Source organism: Ruegeria sp. AU67 (assembly GCF_900312795.1).
In the GTDB taxonomy this organism is placed as follows: domain Bacteria; phylum Pseudomonadota; class Alphaproteobacteria; order Rhodobacterales; family Rhodobacteraceae; genus Ruegeria; species Ruegeria atlantica.
This window is the reverse complement of sequence record NZ_OMPH01000017.1, coordinates 152,080-170,934: the sequence shown is the minus strand read 5'-3', so window position 1 is coordinate 170,934 and position 18,855 is coordinate 152,080. Positions and strand designations below refer to the sequence as shown.

Here is an 18,855-nt window from a genome sequence, read left to right as displayed (position 1 = left end):
GCCACATATTTTTTGCGGTCATGCTAGAAAGTGGGGACGATTATGTATCGTTTCCACACTAAACTGAATAGTTCGGTTTATTTTTTTCTACAAGAGGGCAGGCCACCGGCGGGATTGTAAAAAATCGGGCTCTTGGCTTGGCGATTGCGCCGGGGTATGACATGGCGCCATACACCAAGGATACAGCCCCGGAGGGCAGGGATGAGCGACGTCGACAGTTTTATTGATGAGGTGACCGAAGAGGTGCGCCGGGACCGCCTGTTCTTGCTATTGCGCAGATGGGGTTGGGTCGGTGTGCTTGTGGTTGTCCTGATCGTGGGCGGTGCTGCGTTCAATGAAGTCCGCAAGTCACGCGCAACCAGTCAGGCGCAGGAACTGGGTGATTCAATCCTGGCGGCGCTGGCACAGAATCAGTCGGAAGACCGTGCTGCCAGCCTAGCCGCTGTCGAAACACAATCGCCGGGTGGAGATGCGGTTCTTAACATGCTGTTGTCGGCCTCTCAGTTTGAGGCCGGATCGGAACAGGATGCGGTCGCCAGCCTGAACGCCATTGCGTCCCAAGGGGATCTGCCGGAAATCTATCGCGCGATCGCGGCTTTCAAGGCGCTGCTGCTGCAGAGCGACACTCTGCCCGCAGCCGATCGCCGTCTTCAATTCGAAGCGTTGGCTGCGCCGGGTGCTCCGCTGCGGTTGCTGGCCGAAGAACAGTTGGCCCTGATCGATGTGTCCGAGGGCAATGTTGACGCGGCCATCACGCGGCTTCAGGCCTTGCGTCAGGACGCAGAAGTTGGCGTGGATCAGCAACAGCGCGCGGCTCAGTTGATTGTAGCGCTGGGTGGCGAACCAGAGCCGTTGATCGCCCGGCAGGGCTGATCCGGTGGCGGCAGGAAAACTTACAGGCGAGTTCGGAATATCATGGTAGCAAGTCTATTCTCCCGTATTGGATTGCCGATGGCAGCCCTTTCATTGACCCTGGTCGCCGCCTGCCGGGAGCCCGAGGTTATCTTGCCGGGACCACGAGAAGATATCCGGCCCACTGCCGATACCGAAACGGTGGAAACCCGGGGCTCAAAACCGATCAGCCTGCCGGCGCAAAGAGCCAACGCGAGCTGGCCGCAAAGCCCGGGTACGGCCGCGTTCCGGACGACCAATGCACAGTTGCGCGCAACGCCGCAGCGCATCTGGTCCGCATCAATCGGTCAGGGTGACTCGCGCAAGCAGCGGATCACGGCTGATCCCGTTGTTGCGGGCGGGTTGATCTATACGCTTGATGCCGGCGCAACGGTGTCTGCAGTGTCGCCGCAAGGGCAGGTTGTTTGGAACACCGATCTTATTCCGCCAAGTGATGGCGACTCGGATGCCACGGGTGGTGGCATGGCCTATGACAACGGTGTGCTTTATGTGTCTTCCGGTTATGGCCGCCTGACAGCGCTGGATGCCAAAACCGGTGCAGTTCGTTGGCAAAAAAGGTTGAACGCGACCGGTAGCGGCGCGCCTTTGGTCAGTAACGGTCTGCTGTATCTGGTGGCGGGCGACGAAACCGGTTGGGCGGTCAACACCAAGGACGGCCGGATTGCCTGGCAAATTCAGGGCACCCCAAGCGTTGGAAACGTTCTGGGTGCGCCGGCGCCAGTCATTGCATCCGATTTTTCCGTGTTCGCCTTTGGCTCGGGTGATGTCGCAGCGACGTTCCGTCGAGGGGGTATTCGCCGCTGGAACGCATCAGTGGCCGGGGGACGTCGCGGACGTGCGGCGGCGCAGATCGTCGATGTAACTGGTGGACCAATGGTTGCGGGCGATAAGATCTATATCGGCAACCATTCTGGGCGCACAGTCGCGTTTGACGCCAATTCCGGCGAACGGATATGGACCGCAGACGAGGGGGCCGTCGATACGGTCTGGGCCGCTGGCAACAGTATTTTCCTGATCAGCGACCGCAGCCAACTGGTCCGATTGGACGCTGCGACCGGAGCGATTGTCTGGGCGCAGGACCTGCCGGGTTTTGTCAAGGATAAGCCGGGACGCCGGGGCCCGATCTACGCGCATTATGGTCCGATCATGGCGGGCGGGCGCATCGTCATCGCCTCTAATGACGGCTATGTACGGTTCTTCAGCCCGGTTGACGGAGCGTTGGTGAACCGTGTCGAAGTGCCGGGCGGCGCGACCACGGCACCGGTTGTGGCGGGTCAAACACTGTACGTCGTGTCGACCAAAGGTGATTTGCACGCTTTCCGTTGACCACAAGATGCGCTAAAGGGCGCGTCTGAGTCTTGAAAGTTGAGTATCATGTCGCTGACCCTCGCCATCGTGGGGCGCCCGAATGTGGGCAAATCCACCCTGTTCAATCGCCTTGTGGGCAAACGTCTGGCTTTGGTCGATGACCAGCCCGGCGTGACGCGCGATTTGCGCGAAGGCCAAGGGCGTTTGGGTGATCTGCGCTTTACCGTGATCGACACTGCGGGGCTTGAGGACGCGACCGACGACAGCCTTGAAGGCCGCATGCGCCGCCTGACCGAGCGTGCAGTGGACATGGCAGATGTCTGCCTGTTCATGATCGACGCGCGCGTTGGGGTCACGCCGACCGACGAACTGTTTGCCGAGATTCTGCGCAAACGTTCCAAACACGTGATCCTTGCGGCCAACAAGGCCGAAGGAAACGCAGCGGATGCGGGTGTGCTTGAAGCCTATAACCTTGGTCTGGGTGAGCCGGTGCGCCTGTCGGGCGAGCATGGCGAGGGGATGACTGATCTTTATTCCCAGCTTATGCCGTTGGCCGATGCCGCCGAAGAACAGGCGGTTGAGGATGCGCCGGAAACCGATATTGAACTGGATGAAGACGGCGAGGGCGAGACGCCCCTGATCAGCGTTGAAAAGCCGTTGCAGGTGGCAGTTGTTGGTCGCCCGAATGCCGGTAAATCCACATTGATCAACAAGATCATTGGGGAAGACCGCCTGCTGACCGGTCCAGAGGCTGGTATTACACGCGATGCCATCAGTCTGCGGATCGACTGGGCCGATCCGGACGGGGACAGCACGCCAATGCGTATCTTTGATACCGCTGGTATGCGTAAAAAAGCCAAGGTACAAGAAAAGCTTGAAAAGCTTTCAGTCTCGGATGGTCTGCGCGCCGTAAAATTCGCCGAAGTGGTGGTGGTTCTGCTGGACGCTGCCATCCCCTTCGAACAGCAGGATCTGCGTATTGCCGATCTGGCCGAGCGTGAGGGTCGTGCCGTTGTTGTCGCGATCAACAAATGGGACATCGAAGAAGACAAACAGGAAAAGCTGCGGGATCTAAAAGAGTCGTTCGAGCGTTTGCTGCCGCAATTGCGTGGCGCACCGCTGGTGACGGTCTCGGCAAAGACGGGCCGGGGGCTAGAGCGCCTGCGCGCCGCGATTCTGCGGGCACATGACATCTGGAACCGCCGTGTGCCGACGGCCGCGCTGAACCGCTGGCTGACAGCCATGTTGGAACAGCACCCGCCGCCAGCCCCGCAGGGTCGCCGGATCAAGCTGCGTTACATGACCCAAGCCAAAACCCGCCCGCCGGGCTTTGTTGTCATGTGCTCGCACCCTGACAAGATGCCAGCCAGTTACACCCGGTATCTGGTCAACGGTCTGCGCGAATCTTTTGACATGCCCGGTACTCCGATCCGCCTAACTTTGCGCGGACAGGGGGACAAGAACCCGTACAAGGGACGCCGTAAGAAAAACGCGGGCGCCTTGGCCAAACATCTCAAGGGTCGCGCGTAACTGCGCCAATTTTCAGCATTTTCGGCTGAGGGGCGTGACAGCCCCATTTCCCCGCGCTAGCATTCACTGGCGTGCATCTGTTTTTGTGTACGCGTAATTTCACGCGGAGCTTCCGCACCAGTTTTTGATAACCATTGGACCTAACCAACGTGAGGAGCGGCTGGATGGATCTGAGGGAATACACTCGGCAATACGCGGTTCAGGACAACAGATTGGCCGCGCTGAGCTATTTTGGGACTTTCGCGATGTATTTCACATCGCTGGCGCTGGCGATCATCTATGTGGATCGCTGGTTTGTCATGATTCCCGCCGGGGTCATCTTTGCCTTTTCGGCAGTGCGCCTTTACGTGCTTCAGCACGATTGTGGGCATCACTCACTGTTTGAAACGCGCGCGCAGAATGAATGGGCCGGTCATGGACTTTCACCATTCACCTTTGCTCCGTTCGAGGTGATGAAGCAAAACCATAACCTGCACCACGCCGGTATCGGCAATCTCGAGCACCGCGAGACGGGTGAAATCCACACGATGACCGTGCGGGAATGGAACAAGGCAGATTGGAAAGGGCGCTTGTTTTACAGGCTCTACCGAAATCCATTCATCCTGGTTCCGGCTGGGGCGCTGTTCACATATTTCATCCGCTATCGGTGGCCCAAGAACACGGTTAGGTTTGGCGTGAGGGGTGTATTGCTACACAACTTGTCGATCATCGTCTTTCTTGGCCTTCTTTACCTGATAGCTGGCACCACGGGTATTCTGGTCTGGTTGGTGTTTTCGTTTTTGGGCGGGATGCTGGGTGTGTTTCTGGTCTATCTGCAGCACAATTTCGAGGACACCTATTGGGACCGCCGTCCGGATCTGGACCCGCAACTGGCCGCGCTACAGGGATCATCGGCGCTGGATTTCGGGTGGTGGTTCGACAATGCGGTTGCCTGCATCACGCTGCACGACATCCATCATTTCAATGCGCGCATTCCGTCTTATCGGCTGCGTGCATGCCACTATAACCTACCGCCCGAATTCACGCCCCGCCGGATCAAATTTCCCGAGGCTGTTGCCGCTTTGAACCTGAAACTGTGGGACGAAGACGCCAAGCGGCTAGTGCCGTTTCCCGGAAAGGACCAATCCGGTAACTTTGCACACAGTAGTTGACACAAATAACCTGCATCTCTGGGCACTGGCTTGTGAGAACGTGTATCTGGTATACATAAGATAATGCAGGGAAAATCGGAAAGGACAAAGAATGACCGCAGTGACCGCAATAAAAGGCGTTGGAGAAGGGCTTGGAAAGTCGCTTACCGCCAACGGTTTCAAAACCGCTGAAGCCGTTGCCAAGGCAACCCCCGCTGCACTGGTCAAAGTTCCTCGTATCGGCAAAGCCCGCGCAGCCGTTTTGATCGCCGCCGCGAAAGAGGCGATTGCGGCGAAACCAGCAGCCGCCAAACCCGCCGCGGCGAAACCAGCCGCCAAACGCCCTGCTGCGAAAACAAGTACGCGCCGCGCGCCTGCCAAAAAGCCTGCAGCGCGTCGAACAGCGCCCCGTAAGACCATTGCCGCCGCCGCTGCCGAGAAGCGGGCGGAAGAGGCTGCGCGCAAAGCGGCTGAGGAAAAGGCCGCAGCCGAACTGGCAGAAGCTAAGGCAAAAAAGAAGGCTAAGGCCAAAGCCAAGGCTGAAAAGGCCGCTAAAAAGCTTGAGGAAATGGAAGCCGTCTTTTCAAAAGCCAAGGACAAGGTGAAGGCCAAGGCGAAGAAAGATAAGAAGAAAGACAAAAAGAAAAAGGCCGACAAGACGGACAAGAAGAAAGATAAGAAAAAAGAAAAAAAGAAGGATAAGAAAAAGGCGAAGAAGTAAGCCTTCTCCGCCCTTAAGCCTTTTGAACCGGCGCCCTGTTGGCCGCCGGTTTTTCTTATGCCAGCGCGCCGTCCAGCTGCAGCGTCAGCTTGCCACCCAGATAGGGGGCCAGAACCTCGGGCAGGGTGACGGTACCGTCTTCATTCTGGCCGTTTTCCAGCACGGCGATCAGGCAGCGCCCAACAGCCAGACCGGATCCGTTCAGCGTGTGAACGTATTCCGGTTTGCCCCCTGCCTCGGGACGGAAGCGCGCGTTCATCCGGCGCGCCTGAAAATCACCACAAGTCGAGACTGAACTGATCTCACGGTACGTATCCTGACCCGGCAGCCATGCTTCGATGTCAAAGGTACGGCGCGCGCCAAAGCCCATGTCGCCTGTGCACAGGATCACGGTGCGATAGGGGATGCCCAGCTTTTCCAGAATACCTTCGGCACAGCGCAGCATGCGTTTTTGCTCATCATCCGACTTGTCGGGATGGGTGACCGAGACCATTTCGACCTTTTCGAACTGGTGCTGGCGCAACATGCCGCGCGTGTCCCGGCCAGCCGATCCGGCCTCGGACCGGAAGCACAAGGAATGCGCGGTGTAACGGCGGGGCAGATAGCTTTCTTCAATCATCGCCCCGTTGACGATATTGGTCAGCGACACCTCGGACGTCGGGATCAGCCACCAGCCTTCGCGGGTCTGATAGCTGTCTTCGCCAAACTTCGGCAATTGGCCTGTTCCCTGCATCATCTCGGACAGAACCAGAACCGGGCCGTTCACCTCGGTCAGTTGGTTTTCGTTGATGTGTGTGTCCAGCATGAACTGCGCCAGTGCGCGGTGAACGCGGGCGACGCCACCGGACAACAGCACAAAGCGCGAGCCGGACAGCTTTGCCGCCGTTTCAAAATCCATGCCGTTCTGAACGGCCTCGATTTCAAAATGCTCTTTCGGTGCAAAATCCAACTCACGCGGAGTGCCCCAGCGGTTGACCTCGACATTGTCGTTCTCGTCCGCACCTTCTGGCGCGTCCTCGGCGGGCAGGTTCGGGATGCGGATCAGCTGATCAGTCAGCAGCGCATCCAGATCCTTGGCCTCGGTCTGCATCCGGGCAATTTCGGCCTTTTTCTCGGCGACCAGCGCGCGCAGGCGTTGAAACTCAGCCTCGTCGCCGCGTGCCTTGGCGGCACCGGCTTCTTTGCTGGCCTTGTTTTGTTCGGCTTGTGCCGTTTCTGCGGACTGAATCTTGGCCCGGCGGCTTTCGTCCAGTCTCAGCAAATCTGACGACACCGGCGCGTCCCCACGGCGCGCAAGTGCGGCGTCGAAGGCGGCGGGGTTTTCGCGAATGGCGCGGATGTCGTGCATGGTTCAGATCCTTAAATGCGTGAATCACTGAAACCGCTTATGCACCATCTGAAAGGCGGGGTGTAGCGCCGGTTACGACTTATCGGCATCCTCGTGTTTTTCATGCGCCAGATGGCCATCCCAATGTTCGGTTGGGATCTTGGGATCAGGCGGATCAGCCATGTAAGAGGGCGTCATGATCTGCACACTGTTTTCATTGAACACGGCCACGATGTTGCGATGCAGGTCCGATTTTATCTTTGGAATAATACTGCCGCGTGTCGAATACCCGTTGATTTGATAATTGATCGCGTAATCGGCCAATGCTGTCCACAAAACAAACGGTTCCGGCTTGGACTTGATCCCCTTGGTTCGGTTGGCGGACTCGATCAGCATCGCCTCGACCTTCTCGGGCGGCTCTTCATAGCCGATGCCAACCGTGGTGTGCAGCAGCAGTCCGCTGCCGTCTGTTTTCTTCGAGAAGTTCACCACATCCGAATTCATCAGTTGCGCATTAGGGATCGAGATCAGTTCGTTCTTAATGGATTTCAGATGCGTCTCCATCAGTTTGATCTGAACTACATCGCCGATGTGGTCGCCGATCTGAATGCGGTCCCCGATCGAGGTCGATCGGCGGTAGATCACGAACAGTCCGGCCAGCATGTTTGAGACGACAGAATTTGCACCCAGCGACAGCATGGCACCCACCAGGATCGTCAACCCCTGGAACGCCGCCGAATCCGATCCGGGGATGTAGGGAACGGCAAAGACCAATGCGATCATGATCACCACAACACGGGCAATGTTGAAGGTTGGGCTGACCCAGTGCTTTTCGAAATCGCCCATGTCGAAGGAACCCGCTTCGACCGCGTCGAAGAACACCCGCATCCCCTTGATGATGTACAGCGCCACCCAAGAAATCAGGCCCAGCATGATCAAATTGGGGATGTAACTGATAATGCCTTTGAAGATCAGCAGTACCGGCTCGGTCAGATAGGTCAGCAATAGCTGCGCAAAATAGCGGGTTTCGGCGAAAGCCAGCAGAACAAACGAAAGGTAGTAATAAAAGCCGAGAAAGAAGATGATGAGCAGAACGAAGTTCAACCCATATCGTACCAGCGCAGCGATCGCTTCGGCCTGAACGCTTTTGGCTGTGGCAGTTTCCACGTCCTTGAGGTGAAGTGAGACAAATTTTAATGTCTTCCGTCGAATCCGACGGTGCACCCACAGGATTGCCACCACAAACGCCACAAAACCAATGGTCCATGCCACTGCCTCAATTGCACCGGACACGCGCGCCCGATCGGTGCGGTTGGCGCGGTAGTCTTCGATGGATTTTTTGATCGCGTTCCCGTGCAAAACGCTTAGAACGCTAAGCTCCATCTGATCCAACTCGGCATCGGCTTCGGTGACGATCGAGACTCTCTCGCCATCGGCCAGAGTCCAAATGCCGAACTCGGTCTCTTCGTATGTCACCTCAACCGTCAGTGCATCCGAGGCTTCGGCGATTTCGATGATCTTGTCCTGAACGTCTTCCGCCCGCTCTGGCGCGGGCAGGGCACTGGATCCCCTGACCTGGAACAATACGTCCCCGTCCACGATGACCGGAGCCACGAAACTGTCCGAGTCCGCCCCGTCAGAAGCAGGGGGCTCTGTCGGTGTTTCCTGTGCCAGTACGACGTCCGAAAACCACAGGCTGGACGCCAGGGCTGTCAGAAAATAAACCAGCAAAAGGAAGGGCTTGAATTGCCTTGCCATATGTCCCCCTTAACCCGAACTATACCCGGTTTCAGTGAGGTGCCTAGGACATATCTGCAACGCCTGGCTTGTTCTTTGTGCACTGTGGCCGGGTCAGGGCGGTGTACAGCGTTGCCTTCGCTTGCAAAGGCGCAATTCAGAGCATAGGTTCCCGCCAAATTTGCGGAGCATTTCCGCAGCACCAAAACAAAGGAATATCCCATGGAAGGTGGCGCAATCGCCCAGTTTCTCCCGCTGATCCTGATCTTCGCGATCATGTATTTTCTGCTGATCCGTCCGCAGCAAAAAAAGATGAAGCAACATCAGGCCATGGTCGAAGCCGTGCGTCGCGGCGATCAGGTTGTCACCCAGGGTGGAATGATCGGCAAGGTGTCCAAGGTCAAGGAAGGCGACAACGAGATCGAAGTTGAAATCGCCGAGGGTGTGAAGGTTCGTGTGGTCAAGTCGACCATTGCGCAGGTTCTGAACAAGACTGAGCCCGCGAAGTAACTTCGCGCCACAATTCCTTGAAAAGGCAGGGTAATGCTGCAAATTGATACCTGGAAGCGGGTTCTGATCTGGCTGGTCTGCGTGATCGGTCTGATCCTTGCCCTGCCGAATGCGTTTTATACGCGCGTCGAGCAATCCAACGATGCCAAGGCCGCAATTGAGCTTGGCATCGACACTCCCGAAATGCAGGCCGAGGCGGCGCAATGGCCGAACTGGCTGCCGTCGTCGCTGGTCAATCTGGGCCTCGATCTGCGCGGTGGTGCGCATCTGTTGGCCGAAGTTCAGGTCGGCGATGTGTACGAATCCCGGATGGAGGCCATGTGGCCCGAAATTCGCGATGCACTGCGGGATGAGCGCGCCACTGTAGGCACCATCCGCAAGCAAGAGTCGGCCCCGGACGAGATTCGGGTGCGCATCAGCCAGCCCGAGGGCATGTCCCGCGCGCTCGAAGTAGTGCGCGGCCTGGCCCGTCAGGTGCAAACCCTGACCGGTGTAGGTGCAACCGATATCGAGGCACGGGCTGAGGGCGACACAATCGTCGTTCAACTGTCCGAGGCGGAAAAACTTGCCACAGACGACCGCACTGTGCGCCAGTCGCTTGAGATTGTGCGCCGCCGTATTGATGAGGTCGGAACGCGTGAACCCACGATCCAACGCCAGGGTGCGGATCGTATCCTGATACAGGTGCCGGGTATTGGCAGTGCTGGTGAACTGAAAGAGATCATCGGCACCACTGCTCAGCTGACATTCAATCCCGTTGTGGGGCGGGGCACCAACCCGGACGCAGTGCCGGGGATTGGCGAACAGGTCCTCCCCTCCATCGACGAAACCGGTTTGTTTTACACAGTCGAGGCGGCCCCAGTCGTCACCGGCGAAGAGCTGGTGGATGCGCAGCCAGCCTTCGACCAGAACGGCCGGCCTGCGGTCAGCTTCCGGTTCAACACTTCGGGGGCGCGCAAGTTCGGCGACTATACGCTGGAAAATATCGGCCAGCCGTTCGCAATCATTCTTGATGATGAGGTCATCTCGGCCCCGGTCATCCAAAGCCACATTCCCGGCGGCTCGGGCATCATCACTGGTAACTTCACCGTTGAGGAAAGCACCAATCTGGCTGTTCTGTTGCGCGCAGGCGCGTTGCCTGCCGGGCTGGATTTCCTCGAAGAGCGTACCATCGGCCCTGAACTGGGGCAGGACAGCATCGACGCGGGTAAGGTCGCAACCATCGTGGCCTTCGTCGCGGTGCTTGCCTTTATGGCGCTCAGCTATGGTTTGTTTGGTCTCTTTGCCAACATCGCCCTGATCATCAACGTCGGCCTGCTGTTTGGGCTGTTGTCCCTGATCGGAGCCACCCTGACACTGCCCGGTATCGCCGGTATCGTACTGACGGTTGGTATGGCGGTGGATGCCAACGTGCTGATCTTTGAGCGTATCCGCGAAGAACTGAAATCAGCCAGAGGTCCGGCGCGCGCAATCGAACTGGGTTATGAAAAGGCGTTGTCGGCCATTCTGGACGCGAACGTGACCACATTCATCACCGCTGTTATCCTGTTTGCGATGGGCAGCGGTCCGGTGCGCGGTTTTGCAATCACGCTGGGTCTGGGCATTCTAACCTCGGTTTTCACCGCGATCTTCGTGACGCGCCTGATGATCGTGATCTGGTTTGAACGCCGCCGCCCCAAAACGATCGAGGTTTGACATGAGACTGAAACTCGTACCCCAGAATACCTCGTTCGATTTCTTCAGCCGATGGAAAATCTGGCTGGGTATCTCGGCTTTGATGATGATCGTGGCGTTCACGTCCTTCATGCTTCAGGGGCTGAACTTCGGCATCGACTTCCGCGGTGGCACAACGATCCGGACGCAAAGCACCCAAGAGATTGATGTCGGAGTCTATCGTGACGCCCTTGCCCCGTTGGAATTGGGGGATGTGACAATCACAGAGATCTTCGATCCAAACTTTGGACCGGATGAGAATGTCGCGATGATCCGTATCCAGGCTCAAGAAGACGCCGAGGCGGTTACATCGGACGTGATCACTCAGGTCGGCGAGGTGCTTGCCGCGGCTGATCCGGGCCTCAAATTGCCGTTTGAAAGCGTTGAATCCGTCGGTCCTAAAGTCTCGGGTGAGCTGATCCAAACAGCGGTTATCGCGGTGGTGTTGGCGATCGGGGCGGTGCTGGTATATATCTGGCTGCGTTTCGAATGGCAGTTCGCCTTGGGCGCGGTGGCCGCATTGGTCCACGACGTAATCCTCACCATCGGCATCTTCTCGGAACTGCAAATCCGGTTCGATCTGGCCATCATCGCGGCATTGCTGACCATCGTGGGGTATTCGCTGAACGACACCGTGGTCGTCTTTGACCGCGTCCGCGAGAACCTGCGGAAATACAAGAAAAAGGACCTGAAAGAGGTTCTGAACATCTCGATCAACGAAACGCTCAGCCGGACGGTGATGACCTCGGTTACCACCCTGTTGGCGCTGATCTCACTTTATGTGCTGGGCGGGGACGTGATCCGCGGCTTTGTTTTCGCGATGATCTGGGGCGTGATCGTAGGGACGTATTCCTCGGTCTTTGTGGCCTCGACCATTCTGCTGTGGCTTGGTGTCAAACGCGATTGGTCAAAACCATCCAACAACGCGGGCAACCAGTTCGCAAATGTGGATGCCTGATCTTCTCGGCCAGTCCCCCAAAGGGCTGGCCGTTATCTTTTTTGCCGCGACGCTAGGCGGCATCGTACGCGGGTTTTCCGGCTTTGGCACCGCGCTGATCTTTCTGCCTCTGGCCACTCCGTTCCTCGGCCCGTTTGGGGCGCTGATCGGACTGACGATCATGGATATCTTCGGGCCACTCCCCAACCTGCGGCGGGCGTGGCGCGCCGTAGACCGCGGAGACCTGGCACGGTTGCTGCTTGGCTGCGCTTTGATCCTGCCTGTTGGCTTGTGGGTCCTCACGCAGGTCGAGCCCGAGGTGTTCCGATACGCGGTCAGTTTCCTGGCCTTGTTCATGCTCGCAATCCTGATCCTTGGATTACGCTACCAAGGCCGCGTGCGACGCGCGATGGTGACAGCCATCGGTGGCGCTGCGGGGTTTCTCGGCGGCGTCGCTGGGTTGCCTGGACCAGCGGTGATCCTGTTCTACATGTCCCGTCCGCTGCCGGTAGAAGTCATTCGGGCCACGATCCTGCTGTTCCTTTTCGGCTTCGACTTTCTTATTTTCGGCTCTCTGTCTGTCATGGGGCGTGTGACCTTCGACAGTGTTGTTCTGGGGCTGGCTCTGTCGGTCCCGAACCTTTTGGGCAATTGGCTGGGCGGCTGGCTGTTCAACCCCAAAAAGGAAAAGCTCTACCGCACCGCCGCCTACGTGGTTATCGCGCTGGCCGCCTTGTCGGGCCTGCCGCTTTGGGGCATAGAAGATATCCATGCGGTTGAATGAGATCACATATAACAACGCAACACCGGTCGATGGCTACGGGCCCGGCTTTTTCCGTATTGGTGGCCAGGTCCACGAAGGGGCGGTTCTGACCGGTCCATCGGGCACCACCGGTTGGGGCGGATACGACGATCAATCCTCTTTGCTTGCACTGGCTGGGCATGTGGATGTCCTGTTGATCGGAACGGGCGCTGATCTGGCCCACATCCCCTCTGACCTTCGAGCGGCGCTCGAGCAGGCCAGCATTGGCGTTGAGATCATGAACTCTCCTGCAGCCTGCCGTACCTACAATGTACTGCTCTCCGAAGGTCGCCGCATCGCGCTGGCTTTGCTTCCCACCTGACGGGATCCGTTTCATCTGGCCAAAAATATCCCAGGAGCGCGAAGGGCTGGCCCCTCATTTTCATGCTTATCCGACAGCGGCTCGGGCATTGCCCTGCGGCAAATCCCGCCTTTTGCCCCTATGCGCAATAAGATAAGCGGGACCGTATGACACTGACTGTAACCGATCTTGCCATCACCCGCGGGGGTATCCCCGTGCTCGAGGGGCTCAACTTCTCGCTTCAATCCGGGCAAGCACTGATCCTGCGTGGGCCAAACGGGATCGGCAAAACAACTTTGTTGCGTACACTTGCGGGGTTGCAGCCGGCGTTGAGCGGAACCATTGACGGGGCCGAGGATCAAATTGCCTACGCCTCGCATTCCGACGGGTTGAAGCCAACGTTGACGGTTGTGGAAAACCTGACCTTCTGGGCCTCGGTCTTTGGGACAGATGACATCCAACCGGCATTGGATGCCTTTGCCTTGAACGAGCTGTCGGACCGCCATGCGGGAAACCTGTCCGCCGGGCAGAAACGTCGCCTTGGACTGGCCCGGATGCTGGTCACCGGGCGGCCGATCTGGATGCTGGACGAACCGACGGTGTCACTGGACAAAAGCGCCGTCCAGATGTTTGCCGATACCGTTCGTGCCCATCTAGGGCAGGGCGGTTCCGCCCTGATCGCCACCCATATCGACCTTGGTCTGGACGGTGCGGTGCTGGATGTGGGTCCCAACAAAGCCAAACCAAAACCCATCGACGACTTTGACGGAGGCTTCCTGTGATCGCCCTGCTGCTGCGCGACCTGAAACTGGCCTTCCGCGCGGGCGGGGGTTTTGGCCTTGGTCTGGCGTTCTTTTTGATTGTGACTGTTCTGGTGCCGTTCTCAGTCGGCCCGCAATCTTCGCTGCTGTCGACCATTGCCCCGGGTGTGCTTTGGCTGGGCGCGCTTTTGGCCTGCCTGTTATCGCTTGATCGTTTGCTTGCGTTGGATTGGGAAGACGGGTCACTTGACCTGTTGGCCACCGCGCCCTTGCCGCTTGAGGCGGTTGTGTCGATCAAGGCGCTGGCCCACTGGATAACAACGGGTTTGCCACTGGTTCTGGCCGCGCCGTTTCTGGGTGTGCTACTGAACTTGCCGGTGCCAGGCTTTTTCTGGCTGGTGATCTCACTTTTGGTCGGCACCCCGGCCATGAGTGTGATCGGGACCTTCGGCGCAGCTCTGACTGTCGGCCTGAAACGCGGCGGACTGTTGTTGTCATTGCTTGTCTTGCCGCTGTATGTTCCCACGCTGATCTTCGGGGCTGAGGTCGCGCGCCGCGGCGCCACGGGGATGGAAACGCAGACACCGCTGTTGATGCTGGCAGGGATCACGGCGGCCACGATTGCTCTGTTGCCTTTTGCCAGTGCAGCCGTGCTGCGGATCAACCTTCGGTGACACGGTCGCAGTTTGACTGATGTCAATTGAGAACAAACACGAGTCGGACTAAATAAAGCCCATGTCTATCGCAGCCAAAGCCAATACCCTCTGGGAATACGCCAACCCGCGCAAATTCCTCGCGACCAGCGAGCGGGTCCTGCCGTTCTTCTGGATGACTTCTTTTGTGTGTCTGGTCGTCGGGCTGATCTGGGGCTTTTTCTTCACGCCGGATGACTACAAACAGGGCTCGACCGTCAAGATCATCTACCTGCATGTGCCTGCGGCGCTGATGGCGATCAATTGCTGGCTGATGATGCTGGCCACATCTTTGGTCTGGCTGGTGCGCCGCCATCATGTCAGTGCACTCGCTGCGCGAGCGGCAGCTCCCATCGGTATCGTGATGACCCTAATCGCGTTGGCAACCGGCGCGATCTGGGGGCAACCGATGTGGGGCACATGGTGGGCCTGGGATCCACGCCTGACGGCTTTCCTGATCCTGTTTCTGTTTTACCTTGGCTACGTAGCCCTGTGGGAAGCGATCGAGGATTCCGATACAGCCGCTGATCTGACCTCGGTCCTGTGTCTGGTGGGGTCGGTTTTTGCCTTGCTCAGCCGCTATGCGGTGAACTTCTGGAACCAAGGCCTGCATCAGGGGGCATCCGTGATGCGCGCCGCAGCCGTCACCGGCGCGGATACCGAAGAAAAAGTCAGCAACATTTATTTCTATCCGCTGCTGGTATGTATCATCGGATTTGTGCTGCTGTTCATTGCGTTGGTTCTGTATCGCACAGGAACGGAAATCCGGGCGCGACGGATTAAGGCGCTGCTGGCGCGAGAAAGGCTAAACGGATGATCCCTGATCTTGGAAAATATGCCGACGCGGTCCTGTGGTCCTATGCGGCCTCGCTGGGGTTGCTGATTGCACTGGTCGCTCTCAGCGTAATGCGTGGGCGCAAAGTCCGGGCGGAAATGGAAAAGCTCGAACACAGGATTTCACGCAATGGCTAAAATCTCACCCTTGATGATTGCGCCACCGTTGATCTTCGGCGCATTTGCCGTTCTGGCCGGAATTGGCATGTTCCGGGATGACCCCGATGCCTTGCCATCTGCACGCGAAGGGCAGCCCGCGCCACCTGTCGTTCTGACCGAGTTTCCGGGTAAAACGTTGTTCGACGATGACACCCTGCGTGATGGTGAGGTCAAGCTGGTCAACTATTGGGCCAGCTGGTGTGCGCCCTGCCGGGCCGAGCATCCTAACCTTGAGGCGCTGTCCGAAGAGGGCATCCCGGTCTATGGCATCAACTACAAGGATCAGTTGGCCAATGCCGAAGGTTTTCTGACCGAACTGGGCGACCCATATGAGGCCATCGGACGGGATGAACAAGGGCGCATGGCGCTGGACTGGGGTCTTTACGGTGTTCCGGAAACTTATGTGATCGACGGAGAGGGCACGATCATCCTGCGCTTTGCCGGTCCGATCACGCAGCGCGTCATCGAAAGTAGGATACGCCCGGCATTGGAAAAAGCCGGCCAGTGATCTGATCCGTTGCCATCCGGAGCGTGCCTGCTGCACGCGCTCTATTTCTTATTTCTGCTAGTTGCGCTGGCACCCAAGAAAAAGCCCCGGCGCATTGGCCGGGGCTTTGTTGCTTTAATCTTCCTTGGCAAGGTTCCGCAGCACATATTGCAGCACGCCGCCGTTTTCGATGTATTCGATCTCGGGCGCGGTATCGATCCGGCATTTCAGCGTGATTGTTTTCTCGGTTCCGTCGCCGAAAATGATGGTGCAGGGCACCTCTTGCAGCGGCTCGACAGAATCCAAGCCATGGATCGAGACGGTTTCGTCGCCTGTCAGGCCCAGTGTCTTGCGGGTGTCGCCGCCGGTGAACTCGAACGGGATCACGCCCATGCCAACCAAGTTGGACCTGTGGATACGCTCAAAGCTTTCGGCAATCACGGCTTTGACGCCCAGCAAGGCCGTGCCCTTGGCAGCCCAGTCCCGGGATGAGCCGGCGCCGTATTGCTCGCCACCAAAGACGACCAGCGGAAGGCCTAGTTCCTGGTAGGCCATTGATGCGTCGTAGATCGAAGCCTGTTCGCCGTCAGGACCTTTGGTATAGCCGCCTTCGACGCCGTCCAGCATCTCATTCTTGATGCGGATGTTGGCGAATGTGCCACGCATCATGACCTCGTGATTGCCGCGGCGGGAACCGTAGGAGTTGAACTCGCGCGGCTGCACCTGACGTTCGATCAGGTACTGACCGGCAGGTGAAGCGCTTGCAAAAGACCCTGCGGGTGAGATGTGGTCGGTCGTGACCATGTCCCCAAGAACAGCCAACACCTTGGCCCCTTCGATATTTGAGATCGTGCCCGGCTCGGTACCCATTCCCTGAAAATAGGGAGGGTTCTGGATATAGGTCGAAGTCGGCGGCCAGTCATAGGTTTCCTGTTGCGGAACCTCGACGCTTTGCCATTTCTCATCGCCTTTGAAGACATCCGCATATTTCGACTGGAACGCTTCGCGGGTGACAGTTTCTTGCACCAGCCCGGCAATTTCGCTTTGGGTTGGCCAGATGTCCTTCATGAAGACGTCATTGCCGTCCTTGTCCTGCCCAATCGGCTCGGATGTCAGGTCGATATCCATGGTGCCAGCCAACGCATAGACTACAACCAGCGGTGGCGAGGCTAGGTAGTTGGCCCGCACGTCCGGCGAAATCCGGCCTTCAAAGTTGCGGTTGCCGGACAGAACGGACGTGGCGACCAGATCACCCTCAGCAATTGCTTCGCTGATCTCCCTCTGGATCGGGCCAGAGTTGCCGATGCATGTGGTGCAGCCATAACCAACCAGGTTGAACCCGATGGCATCCAGATGTTGCTGCAGGCCAGCCGCCTTAAGGTATTCAGACACAACCTGCGAGCCGGGGGCCAGTGAAGTTTTGACCCAGGGCTGTCGGTTCAGCCCCAGCTCATGCGCCTTTTTTGCAACCAGACCGGCACCGATCATCACGTAAGGGTTCGAGGTGTTGGTGCAGGAGGTGATAGAGGCGATCACCACCTTGCCCGATTCCATGCCGTAGTTTTCGCCCTTGACCACGACCTGCTTGCCCATCGGGCGCTTGAAGGTATCCGCCATTTCTTTGGTAAATGCCGCCTTGGCGTCGGTTAGCGCAACATAGTCCTGAGGGCGTTTCGGGCCGGAGATAGCTGGAACGATCGTGCCCATGTCCAGCGTCAGAGTGTCGGTGTAGATGGGCGCGTAGTTCTTATCACGCCAAAGGCCGTTTTCCTTGGCATAAGCTTCGACCAGTGCCAGGCGATCCTCATCCCGACCGGTGTTACGCATATAGCGCAGGGTCTCACCATCAATCGGGAAGAAGCCGCAGGTCGCGCCATACTCGGGGGCCATGTTGGCAATCGTCGCGCGGTCAGCCAGCGGCAAACGTTCCAGACCGCTCCCGTAGAACTCGACGAATTTGCCCACCACGCCTTTCGCGCGCAGCATCTCGACGACTTTCAGAACAAGGTCAGTACCAGTGGTGCCTTCCACCATCGCGCCGGTCAGCTCAAAACCCACGACCTCGGGGATGAGCATCGAGATCGGCTGTCCCAGCATCGCGGCCTCGGCCTCGATCCCGCCGACGCCCCAGCCCAGAACGGCCATGCCGTTGACCATGGTGGTGTGGCTGTCGGTGCCAACCAGCGTGTCGGGGTAGGCGACTTCGTCGCCGTTTTGGTCGGTGTCGGTCCAGACGGTCTGGGCCAGATATTCCAGGTTCACCTGATGGCAGATACCGGTTCCGGGGGGAACAACACGGAAGTTGTTAAAGGCCGACTGCCCCCATTTCAGGAACTGGTAGCGCTCCATGTTGCGTTCATACTCGCGATCCACGTTCATCTGGAACGCGCGGGGATTGCCGAATTCATCAATCATGACCGAGTGGTCGATGACCAGATCAACCGGGTTCAGCGGGTTGATCTTCTGGGCATCTCCACCCAGTCCCTTGATGCCATCGCGCATCGCAGCCAGATCGACAACGGCCGGAACGCCGGTAAAGTCCTGCATCAACACGCGGGCAGGGCGATACGCAATCTCGCGCGGGTTCTTGCCGCCATTGCGTGCCCATTCGCCAAAGGCTTTGATATCGTCGACCGCGACGGAAAAGCCATCGTCCTCGAACCGCAGCATGTTCTCGAGCACCACTTTGAGCGCGGCGGGAAGCTTGGAGAAGTCACCCAGACCGGCCTCTTGCGCGGCGGGGATAGAATAATATGAAATGGATTTGCCATTCACGCTAAGGTTGCGGCGTGTTTTGGCGGTATCTTGTCCGACTTTGATGGGCATCTGTGGCCTCCCTCTGAAATGACTTAGATCCCGGGATCCGCTAATCTTTATCTGCATCACCAACGCCTTTGGTTCAAGGACCAAGGTGGTGAGCTCGTTGAGTTATGTATACCATTGCACACAAAATTTAAGGGTAACGATGGTCGCATGTCTCAAGAAACGTTGATT

At 58.0% G+C, this 18,855-nt stretch carries 18 protein-coding genes; 15 read left to right on the top strand and 3 right to left on the bottom strand.

Translation table 11 applies throughout. The features are described from left to right. Positions 1–201 precede the first annotated feature (201 nt). From DK510_RS06790 to DK510_RS06770, 5 genes are all read left to right on the top strand, one after another. A complete protein-coding gene (locus DK510_RS06790; RefSeq protein ID WP_109311442.1) occupies positions 202–873 on the top strand; it encodes a hypothetical protein in 672 nt (223 codons plus the stop codon). A gap of 42 nt (positions 874–915) precedes the next feature. Further along, on the top strand, positions 916–2,238 hold the full coding sequence (locus DK510_RS06785; protein ID WP_109311441.1) for a PQQ-binding-like beta-propeller repeat protein: 1,323 nt from the start codon (positions 916–918) through the stop codon (positions 2,236–2,238). Between the two features lie 48 nt (positions 2,239–2,286). Continuing rightward, positions 2,287–3,750, top strand: a complete 1,464-nt coding sequence (gene der, locus DK510_RS06780; protein ID WP_109311440.1) for a ribosome biogenesis GTPase Der — start codon at positions 2,287–2,289, stop codon at positions 3,748–3,750. 164 nt (positions 3,751–3,914) lie between these two features. Next, positions 3,915–4,901: a fatty acid desaturase gene (locus tag DK510_RS06775; protein WP_109311439.1), complete on the top strand. Its 987-nt coding sequence runs from the start codon at positions 3,915–3,917 to the stop codon at positions 4,899–4,901. Positions 4,902–4,992: 91 nt separating this feature from the next. Beyond that, the gene (locus tag DK510_RS06770) at positions 4,993–5,601 is read left to right on the top strand and encodes a helix-hairpin-helix domain-containing protein (RefSeq protein WP_109311438.1); all 609 of its coding nucleotides are present in this window, start codon (positions 4,993–4,995) and stop codon (positions 5,599–5,601) included. 55 nt (positions 5,602–5,656) lie between these two features. On the opposite strand, the gene serS is transcribed toward DK510_RS06770, so the two are convergent. Both serS and DK510_RS06760 read right to left on the bottom strand, forming a co-directional pair. Next, positions 5,657–6,949, bottom strand: coding sequence for a serine--tRNA ligase (serS, locus tag DK510_RS06765; RefSeq protein ID WP_109311437.1), 1,293 nt, complete (start codon positions 6,947–6,949; stop codon positions 5,657–5,659). A 72-nt stretch (positions 6,950–7,021) separates the two neighbouring features. Next, on the bottom strand, positions 7,022–8,686 hold the full coding sequence (locus DK510_RS06760; protein WP_109311436.1) for a mechanosensitive ion channel family protein: 1,665 nt from the start codon (positions 8,684–8,686) through the stop codon (positions 7,022–7,024). 201 nt (positions 8,687–8,887) lie between these two features. Between DK510_RS06760 and yajC the strand changes: the two genes are divergently transcribed. The 10 genes from yajC to DK510_RS06710 all read left to right on the top strand — a co-directional run bounded on the left by yajC (position 8,888) and on the right by DK510_RS06710 (position 15,882). Next, the gene (yajC, locus tag DK510_RS06755) at positions 8,888–9,175 is read left to right on the top strand and encodes a preprotein translocase subunit YajC (RefSeq protein ID WP_058274044.1); all 288 of its coding nucleotides are present in this window, start codon (positions 8,888–8,890) and stop codon (positions 9,173–9,175) included. Positions 9,176–9,208: 33 nt separating this feature from the next. Then, positions 9,209–10,870, top strand: a complete 1,662-nt coding sequence (gene secD, locus DK510_RS06750; RefSeq protein WP_109311435.1) for a protein translocase subunit SecD — start codon at positions 9,209–9,211, stop codon at positions 10,868–10,870. A gap of 1 nt (position 10,871) precedes the next feature. Then, positions 10,872–11,846 carry a protein translocase subunit SecF gene (secF, locus tag DK510_RS06745; RefSeq protein ID WP_058277475.1) on the top strand — a complete coding sequence of 325 codons (975 nt, stop codon included), beginning with the start codon at positions 10,872–10,874 and terminating at the stop codon, positions 11,844–11,846. After that, positions 11,839–12,609, top strand: coding sequence for a sulfite exporter TauE/SafE family protein (locus DK510_RS06740; RefSeq protein ID WP_109311479.1), 771 nt, complete (start codon positions 11,839–11,841; stop codon positions 12,607–12,609). The genes secF and DK510_RS06740 overlap by 8 nt, the downstream gene beginning before the upstream one ends. Beyond that, a complete protein-coding gene (locus DK510_RS06735) occupies positions 12,596–12,949 on the top strand; it encodes an Mth938-like domain-containing protein (RefSeq protein WP_109311434.1) in 354 nt (117 codons plus the stop codon). The genes DK510_RS06740 and DK510_RS06735 overlap by 14 nt, the downstream gene beginning before the upstream one ends. A gap of 146 nt (positions 12,950–13,095) precedes the next feature. Beyond that, positions 13,096–13,710, top strand: coding sequence for a heme ABC exporter ATP-binding protein CcmA (gene ccmA / locus DK510_RS06730; protein WP_109311433.1), 615 nt, complete (start codon positions 13,096–13,098; stop codon positions 13,708–13,710). Beyond that, positions 13,707–14,363 (top strand): heme exporter protein CcmB, encoded by a 657-nt coding sequence (ccmB, locus tag DK510_RS06725; RefSeq protein ID WP_058274038.1) that lies wholly within the window; start codon positions 13,707–13,709, stop codon positions 14,361–14,363. Before ccmA ends, ccmB begins: the two co-directional genes overlap by 4 nt. Before the next feature lie 61 nt (positions 14,364–14,424). Further along, a complete protein-coding gene (locus tag DK510_RS06720) occupies positions 14,425–15,198 on the top strand; it encodes a heme ABC transporter permease (protein ID WP_058274037.1) in 774 nt (257 codons plus the stop codon). Then, entirely contained in the window at positions 15,195–15,353 is a 159-nt protein-coding gene (ccmD, locus tag DK510_RS06715; RefSeq protein ID WP_200833220.1) for a heme exporter protein CcmD, read from the top strand. The genes DK510_RS06720 and ccmD overlap by 4 nt, the downstream gene beginning before the upstream one ends. Then, the gene (locus DK510_RS06710) at positions 15,346–15,882 is read left to right on the top strand and encodes a DsbE family thiol:disulfide interchange protein (protein ID WP_109311432.1); all 537 of its coding nucleotides are present in this window, start codon (positions 15,346–15,348) and stop codon (positions 15,880–15,882) included. Before ccmD ends, DK510_RS06710 begins: the two co-directional genes overlap by 8 nt. 114 nt (positions 15,883–15,996) lie before the next feature. On the opposite strand, the gene acnA is transcribed toward DK510_RS06710, so the two are convergent. Next, positions 15,997–18,687 (bottom strand): aconitate hydratase AcnA, encoded by a 2,691-nt coding sequence (acnA, locus tag DK510_RS06705; protein WP_109311431.1) that lies wholly within the window; start codon positions 18,685–18,687, stop codon positions 15,997–15,999. Positions 18,688–18,855: the final 168 nt, after the last annotated feature.

Excerpts from the sequence above, each read along its gene's own strand:
- DK510_RS06740 (WP_109311479.1), top strand. The coding sequence starts at position 11,839 with ATGCCTGATCTTCTCGGCCAGTCCCCCAAAGGGCTGGCCGTTATCTTT.
- secF (WP_058277475.1), top strand. The coding sequence starts at position 10,872 with ATGAGACTGAAACTCGTACCCCAGAATACCTCGTTCGATTTCTTCAGC.
- DK510_RS06735 (WP_109311434.1), top strand. The coding sequence starts at position 12,596 with ATGCGGTTGAATGAGATCACATATAACAACGCAACACCGGTCGATGGC.
- secD (WP_109311435.1), top strand. The coding sequence starts at position 9,209 with ATGCTGCAAATTGATACCTGGAAGCGGGTTCTGATCTGGCTGGTCTGC.
- DK510_RS06720 (WP_058274037.1), top strand. The coding sequence starts at position 14,425 with ATGTCTATCGCAGCCAAAGCCAATACCCTCTGGGAATACGCCAACCCG.
- DK510_RS06790 (WP_109311442.1), top strand. The coding sequence starts at position 202 with ATGAGCGACGTCGACAGTTTTATTGATGAGGTGACCGAAGAGGTGCGC.
- DK510_RS06785 (WP_109311441.1), top strand. The coding sequence starts at position 916 with ATGGTAGCAAGTCTATTCTCCCGTATTGGATTGCCGATGGCAGCCCTT.
- der (WP_109311440.1), top strand. The coding sequence starts at position 2,287 with ATGTCGCTGACCCTCGCCATCGTGGGGCGCCCGAATGTGGGCAAATCC.
- DK510_RS06760 (WP_109311436.1), bottom strand. The coding sequence starts at position 8,686 with ATGGCAAGGCAATTCAAGCCCTTCCTTTTGCTGGTTTATTTTCTGACA.
- acnA (WP_109311431.1), bottom strand. The coding sequence starts at position 18,687 with ATGCCCATCAAAGTCGGACAAGATACCGCCAAAACACGCCGCAACCTT.
- DK510_RS06770 (WP_109311438.1), top strand. The coding sequence starts at position 4,993 with ATGACCGCAGTGACCGCAATAAAAGGCGTTGGAGAAGGGCTTGGAAAG.
- DK510_RS06775 (WP_109311439.1), top strand. The coding sequence starts at position 3,915 with ATGGATCTGAGGGAATACACTCGGCAATACGCGGTTCAGGACAACAGA.
- ccmD (WP_200833220.1), top strand. The coding sequence starts at position 15,195 with ATGATCCCTGATCTTGGAAAATATGCCGACGCGGTCCTGTGGTCCTAT.
- ccmA (WP_109311433.1), top strand. The coding sequence starts at position 13,096 with ATGACACTGACTGTAACCGATCTTGCCATCACCCGCGGGGGTATCCCC.
- yajC (WP_058274044.1), top strand. The coding sequence starts at position 8,888 with ATGGAAGGTGGCGCAATCGCCCAGTTTCTCCCGCTGATCCTGATCTTC.
- DK510_RS06710 (WP_109311432.1), top strand. The coding sequence starts at position 15,346 with ATGGCTAAAATCTCACCCTTGATGATTGCGCCACCGTTGATCTTCGGC.
- serS (WP_109311437.1), bottom strand. The coding sequence starts at position 6,949 with ATGCACGACATCCGCGCCATTCGCGAAAACCCCGCCGCCTTCGACGCC.